A 19,999-nucleotide genomic window follows, 5' to 3' on the forward strand; every position below is an offset into this window, starting at 1 on the left:
CTCATCCCCCAGCCGTTCTTGTCGAGCGAAGTCGAGACACCATACCCAGCGCTTTGTGTCTCGACTTCGCTCGACACGAGCGGTGGTTGGTATGGTTCTCAAGTTTCAAGGCTCTGTTTCATGCTGCTGATTCACTGCCCCTATTGCGAAGAGGCGCGGCCCGAGGTCGAGTTCGTCTATGGCGGCGAGGCGCATATCGCCCGGCCGGTCGATCCTTCCACCTATTCGGACGAGCAGTGGGAGGAATTCCTCTACATCCGCAGCAATCCGCGCGGACGGCACCATGAACGCTGGCGCCATACGCATGGCTGCGGGCGCTTCTTCAATGCGGTGCGCGATACGGTGAGCGACGTTTTCGAGACAACCTACAAGGCCGGGGAGGCCCGCAAGTGAGCGGTTTTCGTCTGGCAGACGGTGGGCGGATCGACCGCCGCACCAAGCGTCACTTCACGTTCGACGGCAAGGCCCGGTGGGGTTATGCGGGTGACAGCCTTGCCTCGGCGCTGCTGGCGCAAGGGCAGATGCTGTTCGGGCGCTCGTTCAAGTACCACCGTCCGCGCGGCATTCTGGGTGCCGGCGTGGAAGAGCCGAATGCGCTGGTGACGGTGGATCGCGGTCCGGGCCGCGTCACGCCCAACCTGCGTGCGCCTTCGGTGGCGATCTACGAGGGCCTCGTCGCGACGAGCCAGAACCGGTTCCCGACTCTCAAGACCGACCTCATCGCCGTCAACAATGTGCTTTCGGCGTTCTTCCCGGCGGGCTTCTACAACAAGACCTTCATGTGGCCGCGCGCGGCGTGGGAGAAGGTCTACGAGCCGATCATCCGCCGTCTCGCGGGTCTGGGCGACAGCCCGACGACGCGCGATCCGGACCACTACGACGCCACTTATGCCCATTGCGAGACGCTGGTCGTCGGCGCGGGGCCGGCGGGCATCGCGGCGGCGCTGGAGGCGGCGGCGAACGGTGGCCGGGTGATCCTGATCGACGAGCAGGAAGAGATCGGCGGCGGTGCGCTGAGCGATCCGGCGCAGTGGGCGTGGCTGGCCGAAGCCAGCGCAAAGCTCGCTGCCATGGACAACGTGACAGTGCTGCCACGCACGACCGCCATCGGCCACTATCACCAGAACTTTGTGGTCGCCGCCGAGCGGCTGACCGATCACCTCTCGCTGGCCGAAGCCGAAGGTGCGCGCGAGAAGTTGTGGCGCATCCGTGCGGGCGAAGTCGTGCTCGCGATGGGCGCGATCGAGCGGCCGCTGGTGTTCGAAGGCAACGACGTGCCCGGCGTGATGCTGGCTAGCGCGGCCAAGACCTTTGCGCTGCGCTATGGCGTGGCGGTGGGCCGAAAGCTGGTGGTCATGGCCGTGCATGACAGCGGTTGGCGCGATGCGCTGGCGCTGCACAACGCAGGCGTGAATATCGCCGCGATTGTCGACCTGCGGCGCGATGTTGCGGCTGAACTGATTGAGGGCGCGCGCGATGCGCGGATCGCCTGCTATCAGGGCTATGCGGTGACGGGCGTGTCCGGCGGGCAGGCGGTGAAGGGCGTGACCATCGCGCTGGCCGGCGTCGGCAAGGGCCAGCAGCTCGATTGCGACGCCGTGCTGATGGCCGGTGGCTGGACCCCGACGGTCCACCTCTGGAGCCACGCCAAGGGCAGCCTGCGCTGGGAGGAAAGCTGGGGCGCCTACGTGCCCGACAAGACGCACGAGAACCTGCGCTGCGTCGGCGCCTGCGCGGGTGCGTGGGATTTCGGCAAGGGCCTGTCTGGCGGACTTCTGCCAGCGCCCAAGCCGCTCCACGAAAGCAAGGCCTTCGTCGATTTCCAGAACGACGTAAAGGCGCGCGATATCGGTCTGGCGGTGCAGGAAGGCTTCCGCTCGATCGAGCATATCAAGCGCTACACCACCAATGGGATGGCGACCGATCAGGGCAAGACCTCGAACCTGAATGGCCTGCAGATCGCCTCGGGCGTGCTGCACCGGCCGGTGACCGAGATTGGTCTCACGACCTTCCGCCCGCCCTACACGCCGCAGAGCTTCGGCGCGATCCTGGGGCACCACAAGGAAGCGCTGTTCCAGCCCTTGCGCAAGACGGTGATCGACGACTGGGCCGCGGACCACGGCGCAGTCTACGAGAACGTCGCGCAGTGGCGGCGTGCGCGCTATTTCCCGCAAGGAAGCGAGGACATGGACGCGGCGGTGGCGCGCGAGTGCCGCACGGTGCGCAGCGCGGTCGGCATTTTCGATGCCTCGACGCTGGGCAAGATCGAAGTCGTGGGTCCGGATGCGGCGGAGTTTCTCAACCGCATGTACACGAACCCGTGGAAGTCGCTCGAGCCGGGGCGCTGCCGCTATGGCCTGCTGCTGGGCGAGCACGGCTTCATCATCGACGACGGCGTTTCGGCACGGCTTGCGCCCGACCGGTTCCACCTGACGACCACCACCGGCGGCGCGGCGCGCGTGCTGAACCTGATGGAGGACTACCTCCAGACCGAGTGGTCGGACCTCGATGTCTGGCTGACCAGCACGACCGAGCAGTGGGCGGTGATCGCGGTGCAGGGCCCGAAGGCGCGCCGCGTGATCGAGCCGCTGGTGGAAGGCATCGACCTTTCGCCCGAGGCTTTCCCGCATATGGCGGTGCGTGAAGGCAAGATCTGCGGCGTCGATACGCGGCTGTTCCGCGTGAGCTTCACCGGCGAGCTGGGCTTCGAAGTCAACGTGCCCGCACAGCATGGCCGCGCGGTGTGGGAAGCGATCTGGGCCGAGGGCGAGAAGCACGGCGCTGTCGCCTATGGCACCGAGACGATGCACGTGCTGCGCGCGGAAAAGGGCTTTATCATTGTCGGTCAGGACACGGATGGCACCGTGACCCCGGACGATGCGGGGCTGGGCTGGGCGGTCGGCAAGAAGAAGCCCGATTTCGTCGGCAAGCGTTCGCTGAGCCGTCCGGACATCGTCGCGCCGGGCCGCAAGCAACTGGTCGGCCTGCTGACGGATGATCCGCAGGCGGTGCTGGAGGAAGGCGCGCAGATCGTCGCCGATCCAAACCAGCCTGTGCCGATGACGATGATCGGGCACGTGACCTCGTCGTATCACAGCGCGACCTTGGGCCGCTCCATCGCGATGGCGCTGGTGGCGGGTGGGCGTGACCGCATGGGCGAGACGCTGCACATCCCGATGCCGACGGGGACGATCAGCGCGAAGGTCGTGACACCGATGTTCTATGATGCCGAAGGGAGCCGCCTGAATGGTTGAGATCGCAGAAATCGCGGTTTCGGCGGCCGAGCTGAAGCTGGGGACCGGGCCGGTTGAAGGCGCTGGTGTGACGCTGTCGCACGCTGGGCCTCGCGCGCGGTATTCACTGCGCGCACGTGATGCAAAAGTGCTGGCCAAAGCGACTGGCCTGAAGCTGCCGGGCAAGATCGGTGATCAGAAGGACGGCGTGATCTGCCTCGGGCCGGACGAGTGGTATGCGATCCTGGCCGAAGGCACGGCGCTGGCGCGCGGCGAGGGCCTTCCGGTGAGCGTTGTCGACATTTCCTCGCGCGCGCTGGGTCTGGTGCTTGAAGGGCCGGGGGCGCTGGCGGTGCTCTCCAGCGGGTGCCCGCTTGATCTTGCCAAGATGGGCGTGGGCCGCGCGACGCGGACGGTGTTCGAGACGGTGGAGATCATCGTGTGGCGCGAAGCCGAGGACCGCTGGCATGTCGAAGTCTGGCGCAGCTTTGCGACCTGGCTGTGGAATGCCTTCCTTGCCGCGATGCCGGGAGCGCACCGGTGAGCGACGCGGCTTTGAAGGATGCGCTTGCCGCGCTGGGGATCGGGTGGTCGATCCTCGAGCATGAGGCGGTCTACACGGTCGAGGAAAGCCTTGCGATCCATGACGCGCTGCCCGGCGCGCATACCAAGAACCTGTTTCTGAAGGATGCGGGCGGGCAGTTCTGGCTGGTGACGGTCGAGCATATGCGCCGGGTGGACCTCAAGGCGCTGGCGGGCGTTATCGGCGCGAAGAAGCTGAGTTTCGGCAAGGCCGAGGACATGGAGCGCCTGCTGGGCGTGACGCCGGGGTCGGTAACGCCGCTGGCTGCGCTGAATGATACCGCCGGCGCGGTGCGCGTGGTGCTCGATCCCGATCTGGCGGCTGCGGACATCGTGAATGTCCACCCGCTGCGCAATACGGCGACTGTCGGGCTTTCGGGGGCAGATCTTGTTCGCGCGCTGGGCGCCTGGGGGCATGATCCGCTGATCGCGGCGATCCCGGAACGCGCATGACCGTCTCGACATTCGAGCTGTTCAAGATCGGCGTCGGTCCTTCGAGCTCGCACACCGTGGGGCCGATGGTGGCCGCGCGGCGGTTTGGTCTGTTGCTGGAAGAGCGCGGCTTGCTGGAGCATACCGTCCGCGTCGAAGTCGATCTCTACGGCTCGCTGGCGCTGACGGGGAAGGGGCATGCCTCCGATACCGCCGTGCTGCTGGGCTTGATGGGCGAAACTCCCGCGGACGTCGATATCGATGCCGCGCCCGGCAAGATTGCGGCGGTGCATGAGAGCGGGCACATCGATTTGCTCGGCAAGCACCGGGTGCGGTTCGCGCCGGCAGACGATCTCCATTTTCATCAGCGCGAGCGGCAGCCGTTCCACTCCAATGCCATGGCGCTCAATGCCTATGACGCCGATGATGCGCTGCTGCTGCGGCGGTTCTACTATTCGGTCGGCGGCGGCTTCGTGCTGGATGAGGAAGAAGCCGGACGCAATGCGCCTGCGGGCGATGCGGCGACGGTGCCCTATCCCTTCACGACCGGCGATGAACTCATCAAGATGGCGGGCGAGGCGGGCCTTTCGATTGCCGAGCTTATGCTGGCGAACGAGACGGCGCTGCGGCCCTTGGAGGACGTACAGCAGGCTCTCGACCTGATCGCCGATACGATGGCGGCCTGCATTGATCGGGGCACTTCGCAGGGCGGCATTCTGCCCGGAGGACTGAGGGTGAAGCGGCGCGCTCAGGGGATCGCGGCGGAACTGGTCTCGCGCCAGCAGGCGGCGCTCAGCGATCCGCTGGTGGTGCTCGACTGGATCAACTTGTGGGCCATGGCGGTCAACGAGGAGAACGCCGCCGGGGGGCGCGTGGTGACGGCGCCGACCAATGGCGCGGCGGGGATCATTCCGGCGGTGCTGCGCTATTACGAGCGGTGCTATCGAGGCGATGTGGCCGGGCGGCGGACGTTCCTGCTGACGGCGGCGGCGATTGGCGCCTTGTACAAACGCAATGCCTCGATTTCCGGTGCGGAAGTCGGTTGCCAGGGCGAAGTCGGCGTGGCCTGCTCGATGGCGGCGGCGGGGCTGACGGCGGCGCTCGGCGGGACGAACGCGCAGATCGAAAACGCCGCCGAGATCGGGATGGAGCACAACCTCGGGCTCACCTGCGATCCGGTCGGCGGGCTCGTGCAGATCCCCTGCATCGAACGCAATGCGATGGGCGCGGTGAAGGCCATCGACGCCTCGCGCCTCGCGCTGCTGGGCGACGGCGAGCACATGGTCAGCCTCGACAAGGTGATCGAGACGATGCGGCAGACCGGGTTCGACATGCGCGACAAGTACAAGGAAACCTCGCAGGGCGGGCTCGCGGTGAACGTGGTGGAGTGCTGAGGAGGGCGCTTTCCCATAAATAGGGACAGTCCCCATTTATTCGGGTCGCCTTTGCCAATGCGAACACAGATTGCTGAATAAATGGGGACTGTCCCTATTTATGGGTGGTCAGCATGAGTTGGTCGACAGCCCCTCATCCCCTTGATACGATCTAGGACAACTGTTCAGGTTGGGGGCAAAGCATGGCGGTTTCGCGGCGCATCGGGCTTTTGGGTGGACTGATTGCGGCGACCTTGGCGCTGCCTGCTTCGGCAAAGGAAGCCGTCGATCTCATCCTCCACCACGGCCAGGTCATCACGGTCGACCGCGCGTTCACGCTGAAGACGGCGGTTGCGGTGAAAGGCGAGCGGATCGTGGCGGTCGGCGGCGAGGAACTGCTCGAGGCCTATTCCGCGCCCAAGGTGATCGACCTTGCCGGCAGGACGCTGATGCCGGGCTTCATCGATACGCACCTGCATCCCAAGCCCGTCTCGCCCAATGACATCGCGGTGCAGGACGCCAAGAGCATCGCCGAAGTGCAGGCCATGCTGCGCGCCAAGGCAAAGGCGCTGGGACCGGGCAAGTGGATCACCGGCTATGGCTGGCAGGAATCGAACTTCGCCGAAAAGCGCAATCTCAGCCGCGCCGATCTCGATGCGGCCGCGCCCAGCAATCCGGTCGCGCTGCTGCGTGCGGGGTCGCATTCGGCGGCCTACAACAGTGCCGCGTTCAAGATTGCCAAGGTCGACAAGTCGACGCCCGAGCCGGCGACCGGCCTGATCGAGCGCGGGCCTGGCGGCGAGCCCAGCGGCATCATCCGCGAGCGGATGGATGTCGTCTCGAAGTTCATCCCCGATCCGGGCTGGGAGGCGATGAAGGGGCCGACGATCACCTGGCTCAAGCAGATGCTGGCGCTCGGCATCACCAGCTTCCATGACGCCAGCGGCACGATCGACGACGAACCGGTGGGCAAGGGCGGAACGGCCAGCAAGGACCTCGACCCGCTGTGGGGCGCTTCCAACATGACGTGGAAGCGCGCGCGCGAGCTCTATGCCGCGATGGGCAGCGAGCTGCCGCGCATCACGATGTATATCATCCACCCGGGCGCCGCGCGGCTCGCGCAGTTCCCCTATCACACCGGCTATGGCGACAACCGGCTGCGGCTCGGCGCGATCGGCGAGAACGCGGTGGACGGCGGCTTCACCGGGCCGACGGCGTGGCTCTTGGCGGACTACAAGGGCCAGCCCGGTTTCCGGGGCAAGGGGCGGTTCACCGATGCCGAGCTGCAGGAACTGGTCGACAGCGCGGCGAAGCTGGGTTGGCAGATGGGGCTGCATGCCATCGGCGATGCGGCCATCGTGCAGGCGGTGAAGGCCTATCACAACGCGCTGACGACGATCCCCGATTCTGCCCATGCCGCGAATGACCGGCGCTGGTTCCTCGATCACTTCACGATCATGCCGCCCGAAGACACGATGGCGACGATGGCGCAGGATCATGTGATGATCTCGCAGCAGCCCAACTTCCTCTACAATCTCGATGACCGCTATTCGGCACTGCTCGATGACTGGCGGCTCGCGCACAACAATGCGATCAGCACGCCGGTCTACAAGTTCGGCCTGTTCATGGCCTTTGCCAGCGACAACCTGCCGATCGGTCCGCTGGTCGGGCTTTACGCGGCAACGACGCGCAAGGGGCCTGCGGGTGTGCCGCGGGGGCCAGAGGAAGCGGTCAGCCGCGCCGAGGCGATCCGCATGTATACCGCGAACGGCGCGTACCTTTCGTGGGAAGAGAACGAGAAGGGCACGCTGGAGCCGGGCAAGCTGGCCGACATGATCGTGCTGCCGTTCGATCCGCTGACCGCGCCGGAGGAGACCTTCCTCACCGGCAAGGTGGACATGACCTTCGTCGGCGGGAAGCTGGTCTACCAGCGTGGCAAAAAGGTCGCACTCGGCCGGTAATGGCCTGTGGATAAGCCGGGGGATAGCGCCAATATTGCAGTCCTGCGGCAGATTTCGAGAATTGCCACGCGCTTGCCTCTGAACATCGTCACCGGGGCACCGAAACCCAAGGGCTTCGGAAAGCATTACGACGATGATCGGCAAGCTTCTACGTGGCGGTTTTACGACCGTGTTCGCTCTGGCCTCCAGCATTTCGCTGTCAGCTTCACCCGGAACGTTTGGGCCATCATCGCTGGATGGCGAACTGGAGCACGGAAAGTACGTAGGGGCGCTGCAGCTGCAGGGCGAAGTGTTTCACGTGCAGGGGCTGGCGCTCGATCCCGCGCATGTGTGGGTGACCTCGGTCGATCATGGCGGACAGCGCGCTTTCCTTCATGTGTTCGACCGGGCGAGCGGGCGCTTCCTGCGGCGGATCGAGCTGACCGACGGGGCGCGCTATCATCCGGGCGGGCTTTCGCTTTCGGGCCGTTCGCTGTGGGTGCCGGTGGCGGAACTGCGGCCGGACAGCTCGGCGGTGCTGATGGAGATCGACGCGGAGACGCTGACGGTGCGCCGCCGGATCGCGGTCGCAGACCATATCGGCTGCGTGGCGGCGGACGGCACGAAGCTGGTTGCGGGGAACTGGGACAGTCGGCAGCTTTACCAGTTCGATCTGACACGCGGGACAACGCCGGTGCGGATCGTGGACAATCCGTCGGGCACGCATTTCCAGGACATGAAGTTCGTCGATGGCCAGTTGGTGGCCGGCGGCAATACCAGCTGGCTGGCGGGCACGCTCGACTGGATCGATCCGGCGACGATGCGGGTGACGCGCTCGCTCAAGGCCGGGGCGATCGGCCCGGTGCGGCCGTTCGGGAGGGGCGGTCCCGTCACCGGCGAAGGCATGGCGATCGAGGGGCGCGATGTCTATGTGCTGCCTGAGGATGGGCCGAGCCGGGTGTTCCATTTCCGCCTGAACGCCTGAGGCCGACCGGCGGCTATCGCAATTTTCTATGGAGGGCGAGCAAAGGGTGCTTCCGGTGCGCGCGCGGCTTGGATAGGCAGGAGCCAAAGCCGCAAGCCCACGAGAGGAGACCCATGCAGCCCCCTTATATTCTCGCCATCGACCAGGGCACGACATCGAGCCGCTGCATCGTGTTTGATGCCGCCGCCAAGCCGATCGCGGTGGCGCAGCGCGAGTTTGCGCAGCACTATCCGGCTTCGGGCTGGGTCGAGCATGATCTGGAGGACATCTGGCAGGATGTCGTCACCGTGCTGCGCGAGGCGGTCGGCAAGGCCGGGATCGACGTGGCGGACGTGGCCGCCATCGGCATCACCAACCAGCGCGAGACGGTGGCGGTGTGGGACCGGGCGACGGGCAAGCCGATCCACCGCGCCATCGTGTGGCAGGACCGGCGCACGGCGGATACCTGCGCAAGGCTGAAGGCGGATGGGGCGGAACCGCTGTTTGCCGCCAGGACCGGGTTGCTGCTCGATCCCTATTTCTCGGGCACGAAGCTGGCGTGGATCCTCGATGAAGTGGCGGGCGCGCGGGCGGCGGCGGACCGGGGCGAGCTGGCGTTCGGCACCATCGACTGCTTCCTCCTGTCCCGCCTGACGCGCGGCAAGGTCCATGCGACCGATCCGACCAATGCCTCGCGCACGCTGATGTTCGATATCGGTGCGCAGGCGTGGGACGAGGAACTGCTGCGCCTGCTGCGCGTGCCGGCTTCGGTGCTGCCTGAAGTGAAGGACAATTCCTACATCTTCGGCGAGTGCGATCCTGCTATCCTGGGCCGCGCGATCCCGATTGCCGGGATGGCGGGGGACCAGCAGGCCGCGCTGTTCGGGCAGGCCTGCTTCCGCCCCGGCATGACCAAATCGACCTATGGGACCGGCGCCTTTGCGTTGATGAACATCGGGAACAAGCCGATCCCTTCGAAGAAGCGCATGCTGACGACGGTGGCCTATCAGCTCAACGGCGAGACGACGTATGCGCTGGAAGGCGCGATCTTCGTGGCGGGCGCGGCGGTGAAGTGGCTGCGTGATGGCCTCAAGATCATCACCCATGCCTCGGACACGCACGACATGGCGGTGCGGGTGCCGGACAACCACGGCGTCTACATGGTCCCGGCATTCGTGGGGCTGGGCGCTCCGCACTGGAACCCGGATGCGCGGGGGCTGATCTGCGGGCTGACGCTGGATGCGGGCGCGGCGCATGTCGCGCGGGCGGCGCTGGAATCGGTGGCGTACCAGACGCTCGACATGATCAATGCGATGCGCGAGGACGCCAATCCGGGCGACGCGGCGCTCAGGATCGACGGCGGCATGGCGGCGAACGACTGGCTGGGGCAGTTCCTGTCCGACGTGCTGGTCGCGCCGGTCGAGCGACCGGTGAGCGTGGAAACGACGGCACTGGGCGCGGCGTTCCTCGCGGGGCTGGCGACGGGGGTGTGGAGCGACCTCGCCGCGCTGGAGGCGACATGGACGAGCGACCGCCGCTTCGAGCCGAAGATGAGCGCAGGCCTGCGCAGCGAACTCGTTGCCGGGTGGCACAAGGCGGTGGAGCGGGCACTGCTTTGACGGGCGTGCACGCCCAACGTCTCGTCATTCCCGCGAAGGCGGGAATCCAGGGCCGGAAATGCTGCGTATGCCGCTCTGGGCCCCCGCCTTCGCGGGGGTGACGAGGAAGGGATCAGCGTCCGAAAAGGGCTGCGGCGCGGGCGAGGTCTTCGGGGCGGTCTACATCAAGCGCCCGGTGCGGATCGAGCGCGACGGTTGGCGCGCCCTTGAGGCGGGTTGTGCCGCCGCGGTCGCCGTCGAGGGCGGCGAGGGCAGCGAAGTGCTGCGCGCCGAAGATGGCGGGCGGCATCGTGACGCCGTCCGCCGAGGTGGCGATGCGGTCGCCGTCAAAGCGCGCGGCGAGGGCGTGGATGTGCGCCTCCGGCACCAGCGGCATGTCGGCCAGCGCGACAAGGACTGCGCGGGCGCCGTCTGCTTGCGCGGCTGCGACGCCCAGTGCGAGCGAGCGAGCTTGCGGTGCTCCCTCGGGGCTCAAGGGCAGACATTGGAAGCCGAGCGCTGACAAGTCGGGCACGTGCGGCCCAACGACGGCGTAGCGGTTTGCAAAGGGCAGCGGGGCCAGCATTTCGGCGGCGTGGAGGGCCAGCGGCTTGCCAGCCAGCGGGGCCAGCAGCTTGGGACCACCAAAGCGTTGCGATTGTCCGCCGGCAAGCAGGACCAGCGCCAGCCCGGTAAAGTGCGCCTCAGTTGCGGGTGGGGACATGCGCGGTGGGATCGTGTCCCATCCGGCCCGGCGCGCGGCCGCTCCAGCCGGGCATGCCGGCGCAGGCCTGATAGTCCTGCACCACTTCGCCGAGGATCGACAGCGCCAGCGTGGCGGGATCGCGCGTCGCCGGGATCAGGCCGATGCCGCCGCGCAGCGTCTCGAGGCTGGCTTGCGGCACGCCGATGGTGCGCAGCCCGGCCATGCGCGCGCGGTGGGTGCGGGCACTGCCGACGGCGCCGTGGTAGAACCCGTCCTGCGCGAGTGCATGGGGGAGGAGTTCCTCTTCCCAGTCGTGATCGTGGAACAGGAAAACGAAGGCCGTCCATGGGTCACCGACCAGGGCGGGCAGCGCGGTGCGGCTGCGGAGCAGGCTGACGCCGGGTTCGACGGCGGCGTGGCGGTCGCTCGCCGGGGCATAGGCTTCGACCGCGATGCCGAAGGCGCGCGACAGGCGGACGAGCGCGGTGAGGTCCTCGCCGTGGCCGAGCGCGATCAGGCGCAGCGGCGGGGCGTAGGCGCGCTGGAAGCCTTTTGCGCCGGGCGTGTCTGAAAGCATCGCACCGGCTTCGTTGAGGCGCAGCACGGCGGCCTTGCGCTGGGTGGTGCGGGCAAGGACCTGTGCGAGCACGGCGGGATCGGGGCGTGGGGTGAACAGCAGATCGATGCCGCCGCCGCAGGGCAGGCGGATATCGAGATAGGGCGAGCCGATGCCGTAGCGGACGGTGCGGCCATAGCCCTGGGCCAGAACTTCCTGCGCCTCGGCGATGACGGCGGCTTCGACGCAGCCGCCGGAGAAGGATCCGGCGCTGCGGCCATCGGCAAGGACAGCCATCTGCGCACCGATCCCGCGCGAGGAGCCGCCTTCGATGCCGGTGAGCGTGACGAGGACGCCTTCGACACCCTCCGCCGCTCCCTCAAGGAGCAAGCCGAGAAGGCTGCGATCGTCGTGCGCTATCCCGCCCTGAACACTCATTGCGTCGAGCCGGGATACTGCAGCCGCAGCGACGCGGGGGCGCGGCATTTGCGGATGGACTCGTTGGCGAGGCGCAGGCGCTCGGCCTTGAGCGACACGCTGGTCAGCGCGAACTGGCGTTCGTGCGCGACTTCAGGGCCGGTGAACGGCTTGGTGCCGGCCGGCACGCTCTTGCCGCCGAGCACGAAGACGACGTAATTCATGAGGTCCGCCAGCTGGGCGTTGTCGGTGATGCGGCTGTGCGCGACATTGGGGAGGCGCAGCAGGTAGGCGCGCGATTCCGGCGTGCACATGAACCAGCCGACGCGGTCCTTGATTTCGGGCAGATGCGCGGGGACCGTGGTGCCGCGCAGGCCGTGGCAGCCGGCGCAGTTCTCGATGAAATCGCTTTGCGCCAGTTCGGGATCGACCATCATCGCGCGTGCGGCGGGGGTGATTTCCGGCGAATGGTTGTCCGGTTCAGCCGCGTTCAGCGTGCCCAGCGAAACGACGCTGAGCAACGCGGCGGCGGCAAGAAGGCCTGCACGGATGGTCATATGACGCTTCTAGCCTCGCTCGCGGCGCGGCGATAGTCCTTCGTTGTCAGTAGGTGTCAGGCTGTGCCGACGAGGACGGCGGTCGAGCAGTGGTACTCCATGCTCGTGGTGCCGAAGCACCAGATGACGTCGTTGTTGAGCTGGGGCACGTAGAGCTGCGTCTCGCGGTCGGTGCCGTCGCAATCGCACTTGTTGCAGTACGACTTGCCGCAGCAATCGCGGTAGGCGATCAGGTAGGCGCGGCCGTCATCGGGATTGATGCAGGTGCCGACCCACGAGACCGGCGAGTGCTCGGCGCCCGGCGGGCAGCGGTTGACCGCGCCGCCGCAGCACGAGCAGAGCGAGCCGTCGATCGCGCAGTAGCGCCAGTAATCGCACTTGGTGTCGTCCTTCGACTGCGCGTTGCGGGCGAAAGTGGTCTTGGCTTCGGGCGAGCGGTCGGGCTTCGCGGCGCTGGCGCGGCTGACGGGCAGGACCGGGAACACCGGCGCGGCGACCAGCGCGAGGCCGAGCCGGGCGAGAATGCCGCGGCGCGAAGTGCCGCCGGCAAAGCGGCGGAGCAGCTTTTCGCCCATGGCGTCGGGATTGAAGGTCTTCATGAGCTTGTCCCCTGTTATGCGCTGGAACCTGATTGAAGAAGGATGCGGGTGATCAATTGGCGACGGCCTTGAGCTTGCCGATGTAGTCCTGGACCGACTGGATGCCCATTTCGTGGGCGATGATCAGGCTTTCGAGGTGCTCGCGGCTGTTGACGAGGCCCTTGGAAAGGATCGTGCCGTGCTCGTCCATCAGGACGGCATAGGGCAGCTTGGCCACTTCATAGGCCTGGCCGACCTCGGGGCCGTTGATGAACTGATAGCCGCCAAGGCTGTGCTCGGCGATCATCTGGCGCTGGGCGGCGGCATCGTCGTCGCCGATGAAGACGAGCTGGACGCGTTCATCGCGGGCGAAGGATTTCGCCATCGGGATGAGGTTCTTGCACAGCGGGCACGAGGGCGAGACGAACATCAGCAGGCGCAGCGGCACGCCGTGCTGGTGGCCGCCGACGGTGACCTTCTGGCCATCGAGCGTGGTTGCCGGGATCGCCGCGGCGGCGCTGCCGACCGAGGGGCCGGCGGAGGTGGTCAAGGCTCCGGCGGGGGCGACGCGCATGTGCAGCACGCCGACCTGCCGGGCCAGCGCGAGCAGCGCGGTTACCAGCAGGAGAATGACAATCCACGACAGGACCGCCGAGACGAGCAGGGCTTGCAGCATTCGGTTACCTCCGCTGGGCGGCAAGCGGCGATGCCGCCAGCGCCCCGATGGCGTTGAAAAGCAGATAGAGCAGGTAGATGGTGATGCCCCCGGCCATGGCGATTGCACTGTCGACCAGATTGAGCCCGATGTCCGGAACCGTCCCGAGATAGGGAAGGAGCAACGCGGCCAGCAGCACGTTGCGAACCACGAGCAGCCAGCTGAGCGGCTGCCGGAGATCGGACCTTCCACACCCGCAATCAATCTCGCGGCGACCACGCGCGATGTTGATCCCCATGGCAATTGCAAAGAGCAGGAGCAGCGCCATGGCCACTGGCGCGAAATGGCTGGCGTGGTCCAACATCAGGGCAAGCCCGACCCACAACTCCGCAATAGGCAGCAGCAAGGCGGCCGGTGCGATCAGAAAACCGGGCAAGAGGCGGTAGTTGGCGAGCACACCGGCGAAGAGCTGCGTGTTGCGCAGCTTCGGAACGGCGGCCTGCATGAACACGAGACCGACACCCAGCGAAGCAGCATAGCCAAGCACGCCGAGTTGCGCTGCGCCCAGTACGGCCAAAGTCGAGGCGCCCCCGTCTGCCATCAGGGCTCCAGTGTCCGGATCACGCCGCCGCCCGATTTCTCGAGCTTGAACTTCTCCTCGCCGGTCTTGGCATCGAGAATGTAGAGCGCGCCGCTGCCACCCGCACCCGCCGACCCTGAGACGATCAGCTTGGCATTGGGCTCCTGCGTGACGGCGATTTCCTCCGCCGGATCCTCAAGCGGGATGCGCTTCACGACCTTTTTGGCCGCGACGTCGAGTTCCCAGATCTCGGTGCCGGGTTCCTTGTGGGTCCAGTATTCGCCGGTGTGCATCAGCACAAAAGCGTGGCCGGTGCCGGAGTGATACGCAAGACCCTGACGGCCGCCGGGATACCAGTGCACGTCGAGCGGCTTGGTATCGGCAGGCGAGACCCCGGCCGCGGCCTGGATCGAGAAGGGGTCGGAGATCGTCGGCGTGGCGCCGAGCTTGGCGGTGTAGACCTGACCCGTGTAGGTGAGGAACACCGCCTCCTGCTTCACGCCGTCATAGCCGAAGTTGTCGAAGATCGGGTCGTTGGTGGCCGAGAAGAACGGCGCGGACCGGATGATATCGGGCTTAGCGGCGGCGACCTTGACCGTGGCGAGCGAACCATCAGAGCAGAGCGCCGAGAAGCCGACGCCGGTGACGGGCATGAGGCTGGCGCAGCCGGGAAGCTCGATCTTCTTGACGAACTTGCCCTTGGCGAGATCGACGACATTGACCGACGAGGCCGGATCGAGGTTGTAGACGTAAGCCGTCTTGCCCGCATCGGCGATCACGAAGTTGTACTTGCGGCTGCCGATCAGGATGCGGCCGGGAATGGCGATTTCGGACTTCAGCTTGAGCGTGGCGGAATCATAGACCGTGATCATGTCCTGCCGCGTGCCGCGCAAGCCCTTGCTCCAGATGCTTTCGGCGACGTAGTAGGCCTTGCCGTTCGGATCGAGCCCGAGATCGGAGAGGTGCGACGTCTCGACCTGTCCGAGCATCTTGCCCGTATCCGTATCATAGATGGTGGTGCCGGGCGCAACGAAACCACGCTCTACGAAAACCCAGCTGGGCTTGGGCGCCGATAGCGTGACGGCTTCGAGCTCTGGATCCGGCTGCAGCGGATCGGCTGCGTTCGCGGCATTGGCCGAGCCGAGCAGAGCCAGCGCACAGAGGGCTGCAGCGCTGTACCTGGCGCGGGCGGAAAGCGATGATTTGCGCTGAACTTTCATCATTTTCATCTGGCCTGGCCCCTTTTGCCTGAAACCCTGAAACTTGCGAATTTCCCTGTTCCCGCAACCCGTTCGCGCAATGGGAAATGCGTTCGGACAGCGAGCCTGCCGCCATGCCTTGTGCGGCTGCGATAAAGTTTTGACGGGCGTCCAGTTTTAGTCAAGCGCTTTGTCGCGCTTTTTCCGTCCGTTGTGCGAACGACCGCGGCGCGCGTCGATCCGATGGATTGCGCAGCAGGCAACGGGCAAAGGAAAACCATCGACATCACGCAGACTCGCATCGCGGCGTGCTTGGCGCGCCGGCTCCGTTCAATGCTGGCTCCTGCGGTGCTGCGGCGTCGGCCCAGCCTGGACCCCGCGCAGCCTTATGGCTTGCCGGCAATCTGCGCCGGTGTGATGGACTTTGCAAGCATGACCATCGCTTCGGCGGCGATGGCCGTGATCTGCGGCATCTTGGCGGCCCACGGCTTCTCGAAGCCGAGAAACGGCGTGGTGCCTTCCATCGAGGCGCTGACATAGAGCGCGAGCGTGTGGACCTCGTCCGGCGAGAGCGCCGGGTTGAGTTCGACGAGCACCTCGCCGATGAAATCGTGCACGCGCTGGTAAAAGGCGCGGACGCGCTCGGCGACGAAGGCGTTGTGGTTGGCAAGCGCCCATAGCTCGGTGAACAGGCGCGTGGTGCGCTTGCCGGCAATATCGTCGAGGCAGAGCTTGACGATCAGGCGCAGGCGGTCCTCGGGCGAGATATCGGGGCGGCGGACTTCGCTTTCGAGCAGCTTGTCATAACTCTCCAGCAGGTCATCCAGCATGATCTTGATCAGCAATTCCTTGCGCGGGAAATGGTAGCTGACATTGCCGACCTTCATCCCGCAGGCGCTGGCGATGCGGCGGATGGTGAAGGCGCTGGCCCCTTCCTCGATCAGCACATCGTGCGCGGCCTTGAGAATGGTGCCGACCGTTTCGGTGCCGCGCGCATAAGTGCCGGGGCGGGGGCCGGTGGCCATGGCCTCGTCAGCAGCCGTGCCGTCCTCGCGGGGCATCTCGGCCAGCGTGTCGGTAATACGCACCATGCCCCTTGCGTAGCATGCGGGGCGGACCCCCACCAGAGCGCCTTTCCGGGAAATCGCTCTTGACGGAATCCGCAAGTTTGGCCAGACTTTTGGGGTTAATATCAAATATCTGATAGTATTGTGTTATTACTCGGCCATGCGCTGTTCGATACCAAGTTGTCGTCGACAGCAGGACTGGCTCGCATCATTCCCGAATGGGCCGGACGGGCACAGCGCTGCCGCCGGCGTCTCGAAAGGACCGCAATGGCGATCTCGTTGACCGTGAACCGCAAACCGCGCACCGTGGATGTCGAAGCCGACAAGCCGCTGCTGTGGGTGCTGCGCGAGGACCTCAATATGCCGGGCACCAAGTTCGGCTGCGGCGCGGGGCTGTGCGGGGCCTGCACCGTGATCCTGAACGGCGAGGCGGTGCGTTCGTGCCAGACGCCGCTGGCGGATGCGGCGGGCAAGGATATCGTGACGATCGAGGGCGTGACCGCTTCGCCGGTCGGCGCCAAGGTGGTCGAGGCCTGGACCAATCTCGACGTGCCGCAGTGCGGCTATTGCCAGGCGGGGCAGATCATGTCGGCCACCGCGATGCTGACGGCAAACCCCAAGCCTTCCGCCGATGAAGTGACCGCCGGGATGGCGGGCAACATCTGCCGCTGCGCGACCTATCTGCGCATCCAGAAGGCGATTGCCGAAGCGAGCAAGGCCATATCGGGAGCTGCCGCATGAACGCCGTCTCCGTTTCCCGCCGCTCGTTCCTCGCCGCCTCGCTGGCGGGCGGGGCCGCGCTGACCTTCGAGGCCAGGCTGGCGTTCGCCGCCGCGCCGGGTGCTGCGGCGCCGGCGATGCTGGGCGTGTTCGTGAGCATCGCGCCCGACAACACGGTGACGATCCTCGCGAAGAACCCGGAGATCGGGCAGGGCGTGAAGACCATGCTGCCGATGCTGATCGCCGAGGAGCTCGACGTCGCTTGGAGCCAGGTGAAGATCCAGCAGGCCGACGACAATGCGGACAAGTATGGCCCGCAGTTCGCCGGTGGTTCGATGACGACGCCGCTCAACTGGCTGCCCGCGCGGCAGGCCGGGGCGGGGGCGCGGGCGATGCTGGTGGCGGCTGCCGCGCAGCAGTGGGGCGTGCCGGTTGCCAGCCTGACGACGGCGGATGGCAAGGTGATGCATGCGGCGAGCGGGCGTTCGGTGACCTATGCCGCGCTCGCTTCGGCGGCGGCGAAGATGCCGGCGCCGGACCTCGAGAAGGTGGCGCTGAAGGACCCCAAGAGCTTCAAGATCATCGGCAAGTCGCGGCCCGGTGTCGATACGCCGGCGATCGTGCGGGGCGAGCCGCTGTTCGGGATCGATGCTCACCCGCAGGGCATGCTCTATGCCGCGATGGTCAAGTGCCCGGTGATCAGCGGCACGCTCAAGAGCTTCGACGATGCCGCGGTGCGCAAGGAGAAGGGCGTGCTGGCGGTGGTGCCGATCACCGATGGCGAGATCCCGGCGGGCAAGCACAATGCCGTGGCCATCGTGGGCGACAGCTGGTGGCGCGTCCACAAGGCGCGCGGGAAGCTGGCGGTGCAGTGGGATACCGCGGGCTTCGACGGCTACTCGACCGAGGGCTATGCCGCGCAGGCCAAGGCACTGCTGGGCGCTGCTCCGGCCAAGGACCTGTTCAAGGCGGGCAACGCCGATGCCGCGCTGGCCAAGGCGGCCAAGGTGGTGACGGCGGACTATGCCTATCCGTTCCTCGCGCATGCCACGCTCGAGCCGCAGAACTGCACGGCGCTGTGGCATCCGGACGGCAAGCTCGAGTTCTGGGCGCCGACGCAGGATCCCGCGACCGCGCGCGGCGATATCGCCAAGGTGCTGGGGATCGACCCGGCGTCGATGACGATCCACATGACCCGCATCGGCGGCGGCTTCGGGCGGCGCCTGATGAGCGACTTCATGATCCAGACCGCCTGCATCGCCAAGGCGGTGCCGGGCCGTCCGGTCAAGCTGCTCTATGACCGGAGCGACGACCTCAGGAACGACTACTTCCGGCCAGGCGGTTGGCACCGCATGACGGCGGGCGTCGATGCGAGCGGCGCGCTGGTGGCGCTCAAGGACCACTTCATCACTTTCGGCGAGAACGGCAAGCCGATGCGCGCGGCGGGGATGCTGGCGAGCGAGTTCCCGGGACCGGCGCTGGCGGATGTGCATTACGGCATGTCGCTGCTCAAGACGAATCTGACCACCGGGTGGCTGCGCGCGCCGACGTCGAACGCGGTGGCTTTCGTGTTCCAGGGCTTCCTTGATGAAGTGGCCGAAGCGGCGGGGACGGACCTGCCCTCGCTGATGATCAAGACCTTGGGCGCGCCGCGCTCGTTCCCCTCGTCCGATCCGGATGAGCCCGCGTTCGACACGGGCCGCGCGCGCGGCGTGGTGGAAGCGGTGTGCAAGTTTGCGGGGTGGACGGGCAAGCGTTCGACGACGCCGGGCAAGGGGCGCGGGTTCGGGTTCTACTTCAGCCACCGCGGATACTTTGCCGAAGTGGTCGACCTGACGGTCACCGATGGGCAGATCACCATCGACAAGGTGTGGGTGGCTGGCGACATCGGCAGCCAGGTGATCAACCCGATGGGCGCCGAGCACCAGATGCAAGGCGCGGTGATCGACGGCATCGCGCAGGCGATGGTGTGGCAGCCGACCGAGCAGAAGGCGGGTGCGATCACGACCGAGAACTTCGGCGATTTCCCGCTGATCCGCATCAACCAGACGCCGGGCGAAGTCGCCTTGACCTGGGTGGTGACCGACAATCCGCCGACGGGTCTGGGCGAACCGACCCTGCCGCCGGTGATCCCGGCGATTGCCAATGCGATCAAGGATGCGACGGGCAAGCGGCTGCGGAGCTTGCCGCTGACTTTGGCGTAACTCACTCTTTTTGCGGGACTTTGCAGACCCCTCCTGCTGTGGCGGGAGGGGTTTCGCGCAAAGACGCGAAAGGGACGCAGAGAGCGCCAAAAGGGTGGTTTTGGGGCACCGCCGCCTAGCGGCTCTTGGCTCGGTGATTTTGGAAGGAGGCCTGCGGCGCAGCGGGATGTCTCTGCGTCTCTGTCTTTTCTTCCTCCGCGTCTCTGCGTGAAACCTGCTCGATTGCTGGCGGGGCGCGTGGGGGGTGTCTCGACTTCGCTCGACACGAACGGTTCCCTCGGCTTCGGTCGGCACGAACGGCCCCCTCGACTGCGCTCGGGGCGAACGGGGCTGGGGGAAGTGGTCCTTCCGCCTTGTTGGATTTGCGGGCGCGGCGCTGCGGTTGATGGGCAGTAGGGAGTGATCGCGCGACCGGTGCGGCGCCTGCACTGGCGCTGCGGGGAGGGCGTCGTGTTCCGCTGGGTGCGAGTGGCCGGATTGCGGAAGACATCCGGCGCAGCCATTTGATCGATCATGGCCCGGGACCGGGATAGCGGCTCGCATGCGTGCCGGCCTTTGCTCGCGTCCGGCGTAAAGCGGGACGGGAGCCATGATCTGCGTGCTGGCGCGGTAGATTGCCTGGCCAAGGACTTGGGGGA

General features: G+C 66.5%; 18 protein-coding genes. 10 read left to right on the forward strand and 8 right to left on the reverse strand.

The genetic code is table 11. The features are described 5' to 3' along the window. Positions 1-120: 120 nt before the first annotated feature. The 8 genes from IP83_RS01690 (at position 121) to glpK (ending at position 10,143) form a co-directional block, all read left to right on the forward strand. Positions 121-393: a sarcosine oxidase subunit delta gene (locus IP83_RS01690; protein ID WP_054120480.1), complete on the forward strand. Its 273-nt coding sequence runs from the start codon at positions 121-123 to the stop codon at positions 391-393. Further along, complete coding sequence (locus IP83_RS01695; RefSeq protein WP_054120481.1) at positions 390-3,254, forward strand: glycine cleavage T C-terminal barrel domain-containing protein; 2,865 nt, start codon at positions 390-392, stop codon at positions 3,252-3,254. Before IP83_RS01690 ends, IP83_RS01695 begins: the two co-directional genes overlap by 4 nt. Beyond that, positions 3,247-3,777, forward strand: coding sequence for a sarcosine oxidase subunit gamma (locus IP83_RS01700; protein ID WP_054120482.1), 531 nt, complete (start codon positions 3,247-3,249; stop codon positions 3,775-3,777). The genes IP83_RS01695 and IP83_RS01700 overlap by 8 nt, the downstream gene beginning before the upstream one ends. Next, positions 3,774-4,268: a prolyl-tRNA synthetase associated domain-containing protein gene (locus IP83_RS01705; protein ID WP_054120483.1), complete on the forward strand. Its 495-nt coding sequence runs from the start codon at positions 3,774-3,776 to the stop codon at positions 4,266-4,268. The genes IP83_RS01700 and IP83_RS01705 overlap by 4 nt, the downstream gene beginning before the upstream one ends. Then, positions 4,265-5,641 (forward strand): L-serine ammonia-lyase, encoded by a 1,377-nt coding sequence (locus IP83_RS01710; protein WP_054120484.1) that lies wholly within the window; start codon positions 4,265-4,267, stop codon positions 5,639-5,641. Before IP83_RS01705 ends, IP83_RS01710 begins: the two co-directional genes overlap by 4 nt. Positions 5,642-5,823: 182 nt before the next feature. Continuing rightward, on the forward strand, positions 5,824-7,581 hold the full coding sequence (locus IP83_RS01715) for an amidohydrolase (protein WP_054120485.1): 1,758 nt from the start codon (positions 5,824-5,826) through the stop codon (positions 7,579-7,581). Positions 7,582-7,714: 133 nt separating this feature from the next. After that, positions 7,715-8,545 carry a DUF6454 family protein gene (locus IP83_RS01720; RefSeq protein WP_054120486.1) on the forward strand — a complete coding sequence of 277 codons (831 nt, stop codon included), beginning with the start codon at positions 7,715-7,717 and terminating at the stop codon, positions 8,543-8,545. Positions 8,546-8,658: 113 nt separating this feature from the next. Next, entirely contained in the window at positions 8,659-10,143 is a 1,485-nt protein-coding gene (glpK, locus tag IP83_RS01725; RefSeq protein WP_054120487.1) for a glycerol kinase GlpK, read from the forward strand. A gap of 112 nt (positions 10,144-10,255) precedes the next feature. Here glpK and IP83_RS01730 read toward each other — a convergent pair whose 3' ends face one another. The 8 genes from IP83_RS01730 to IP83_RS01765 all read right to left on the reverse strand — a co-directional run bounded on the left by IP83_RS01730 (position 10,256) and on the right by IP83_RS01765 (position 16,461). Next, entirely contained in the window at positions 10,256-10,846 is a 591-nt protein-coding gene (locus tag IP83_RS01730) for an NTP transferase domain-containing protein (protein ID WP_054120488.1), read from the reverse strand. Next, on the reverse strand, positions 10,827-11,822 hold the full coding sequence (locus IP83_RS01735; RefSeq protein ID WP_082364418.1) for an XdhC family protein: 996 nt from the start codon (positions 11,820-11,822) through the stop codon (positions 10,827-10,829). Before IP83_RS01735 ends, IP83_RS01730 begins: the two co-directional genes overlap by 20 nt. Next, the gene (locus IP83_RS01740) at positions 11,819-12,358 is read right to left on the reverse strand and encodes a hypothetical protein (protein WP_054120489.1); all 540 of its coding nucleotides are present in this window, start codon (positions 12,356-12,358) and stop codon (positions 11,819-11,821) included. Before IP83_RS01740 ends, IP83_RS01735 begins: the two co-directional genes overlap by 4 nt. A 56-nt stretch (positions 12,359-12,414) precedes the next feature. Continuing rightward, positions 12,415-12,957, reverse strand: coding sequence for a methylamine dehydrogenase light chain (locus IP83_RS01745; protein WP_054120490.1), 543 nt, complete (start codon positions 12,955-12,957; stop codon positions 12,415-12,417). A 52-nt stretch (positions 12,958-13,009) separates the two neighbouring features. Further along, entirely contained in the window at positions 13,010-13,612 is a 603-nt protein-coding gene (locus IP83_RS01750) for a redoxin domain-containing protein (protein ID WP_054120491.1), read from the reverse strand. Between the two features lie 4 nt (positions 13,613-13,616). Continuing rightward, a complete protein-coding gene (locus IP83_RS01755; protein WP_054120492.1) occupies positions 13,617-14,192 on the reverse strand; it encodes a MauE/DoxX family redox-associated membrane protein in 576 nt (191 codons plus the stop codon). Further along, a complete protein-coding gene (locus IP83_RS01760; protein ID WP_054120493.1) occupies positions 14,192-15,400 on the reverse strand; it encodes an amine dehydrogenase large subunit in 1,209 nt (402 codons plus the stop codon). The genes IP83_RS01755 and IP83_RS01760 overlap by 1 nt, the downstream gene beginning before the upstream one ends. Before the next feature lie 356 nt (positions 15,401-15,756). Continuing rightward, on the reverse strand, positions 15,757-16,461 hold the full coding sequence (locus tag IP83_RS01765; protein WP_231624863.1) for a TetR/AcrR family transcriptional regulator: 705 nt from the start codon (positions 16,459-16,461) through the stop codon (positions 15,757-15,759). A gap of 243 nt (positions 16,462-16,704) precedes the next feature. Between IP83_RS01765 and IP83_RS01770 the strand changes: the two genes are divergently transcribed. Next, positions 16,705-17,178, forward strand: coding sequence for a (2Fe-2S)-binding protein (locus IP83_RS01770; RefSeq protein ID WP_054120494.1), 474 nt, complete (start codon positions 16,705-16,707; stop codon positions 17,176-17,178). Next, positions 17,175-19,361, forward strand: a complete 2,187-nt coding sequence (locus IP83_RS01775) for a xanthine dehydrogenase family protein molybdopterin-binding subunit (protein WP_054120495.1) — start codon at positions 17,175-17,177, stop codon at positions 19,359-19,361. The genes IP83_RS01770 and IP83_RS01775 overlap by 4 nt, the downstream gene beginning before the upstream one ends. Positions 19,362-19,999 lie beyond the last annotated feature (638 nt).

This window comes from Novosphingobium sp. AAP93, assembly GCF_001296055.1.
Taxonomy (GTDB): Bacteria; Pseudomonadota; Alphaproteobacteria; order Sphingomonadales; family Sphingomonadaceae; genus Novosphingobium.

What these genes read in the sequence shown, in the direction of transcription:
- IP83_RS01690 (WP_054120480.1), top strand. Translation starts at nt 121, where the DNA reads ATGCTGCTGATTCACTGCCCCTATTGCGAAGAGGCGCGGCCCGAGGTC.
- IP83_RS01755 (WP_054120492.1), bottom strand. Translation starts at nt 14,192, where the DNA reads ATGGCAGACGGGGGCGCCTCGACTTTGGCCGTACTGGGCGCAGCGCAA.
- IP83_RS01710 (WP_054120484.1), top strand. Translation starts at nt 4,265, where the DNA reads ATGACCGTCTCGACATTCGAGCTGTTCAAGATCGGCGTCGGTCCTTCG.
- IP83_RS01765 (WP_231624863.1), bottom strand. Translation starts at nt 16,461, where the DNA reads ATGGTGCGTATTACCGACACGCTGGCCGAGATGCCCCGCGAGGACGGC.
- IP83_RS01770 (WP_054120494.1), top strand. Translation starts at nt 16,705, where the DNA reads ATGGCGATCTCGTTGACCGTGAACCGCAAACCGCGCACCGTGGATGTC.
- IP83_RS01750 (WP_054120491.1), bottom strand. Translation starts at nt 13,612, where the DNA reads ATGCTGCAAGCCCTGCTCGTCTCGGCGGTCCTGTCGTGGATTGTCATT.
- IP83_RS01700 (WP_054120482.1), top strand. Translation starts at nt 3,247, where the DNA reads ATGGTTGAGATCGCAGAAATCGCGGTTTCGGCGGCCGAGCTGAAGCTG.
- IP83_RS01730 (WP_054120488.1), bottom strand. Translation starts at nt 10,846, where the DNA reads ATGTCCCCACCCGCAACTGAGGCGCACTTTACCGGGCTGGCGCTGGTC.
- IP83_RS01775 (WP_054120495.1), top strand. Translation starts at nt 17,175, where the DNA reads ATGAACGCCGTCTCCGTTTCCCGCCGCTCGTTCCTCGCCGCCTCGCTG.
- glpK (WP_054120487.1), top strand. Translation starts at nt 8,659, where the DNA reads ATGCAGCCCCCTTATATTCTCGCCATCGACCAGGGCACGACATCGAGC.
- IP83_RS01740 (WP_054120489.1), bottom strand. Translation starts at nt 12,358, where the DNA reads ATGACCATCCGTGCAGGCCTTCTTGCCGCCGCCGCGTTGCTCAGCGTC.
- IP83_RS01735 (WP_082364418.1), bottom strand. Translation starts at nt 11,822, where the DNA reads ATGAGTGTTCAGGGCGGGATAGCGCACGACGATCGCAGCCTTCTCGGC.
- IP83_RS01760 (WP_054120493.1), bottom strand. Translation starts at nt 15,400, where the DNA reads ATGAAAATGATGAAAGTTCAGCGCAAATCATCGCTTTCCGCCCGCGCC.
- IP83_RS01720 (WP_054120486.1), top strand. Translation starts at nt 7,715, where the DNA reads ATGATCGGCAAGCTTCTACGTGGCGGTTTTACGACCGTGTTCGCTCTG.
- IP83_RS01715 (WP_054120485.1), top strand. Translation starts at nt 5,824, where the DNA reads ATGGCGGTTTCGCGGCGCATCGGGCTTTTGGGTGGACTGATTGCGGCG.
- IP83_RS01745 (WP_054120490.1), bottom strand. Translation starts at nt 12,957, where the DNA reads ATGAAGACCTTCAATCCCGACGCCATGGGCGAAAAGCTGCTCCGCCGC.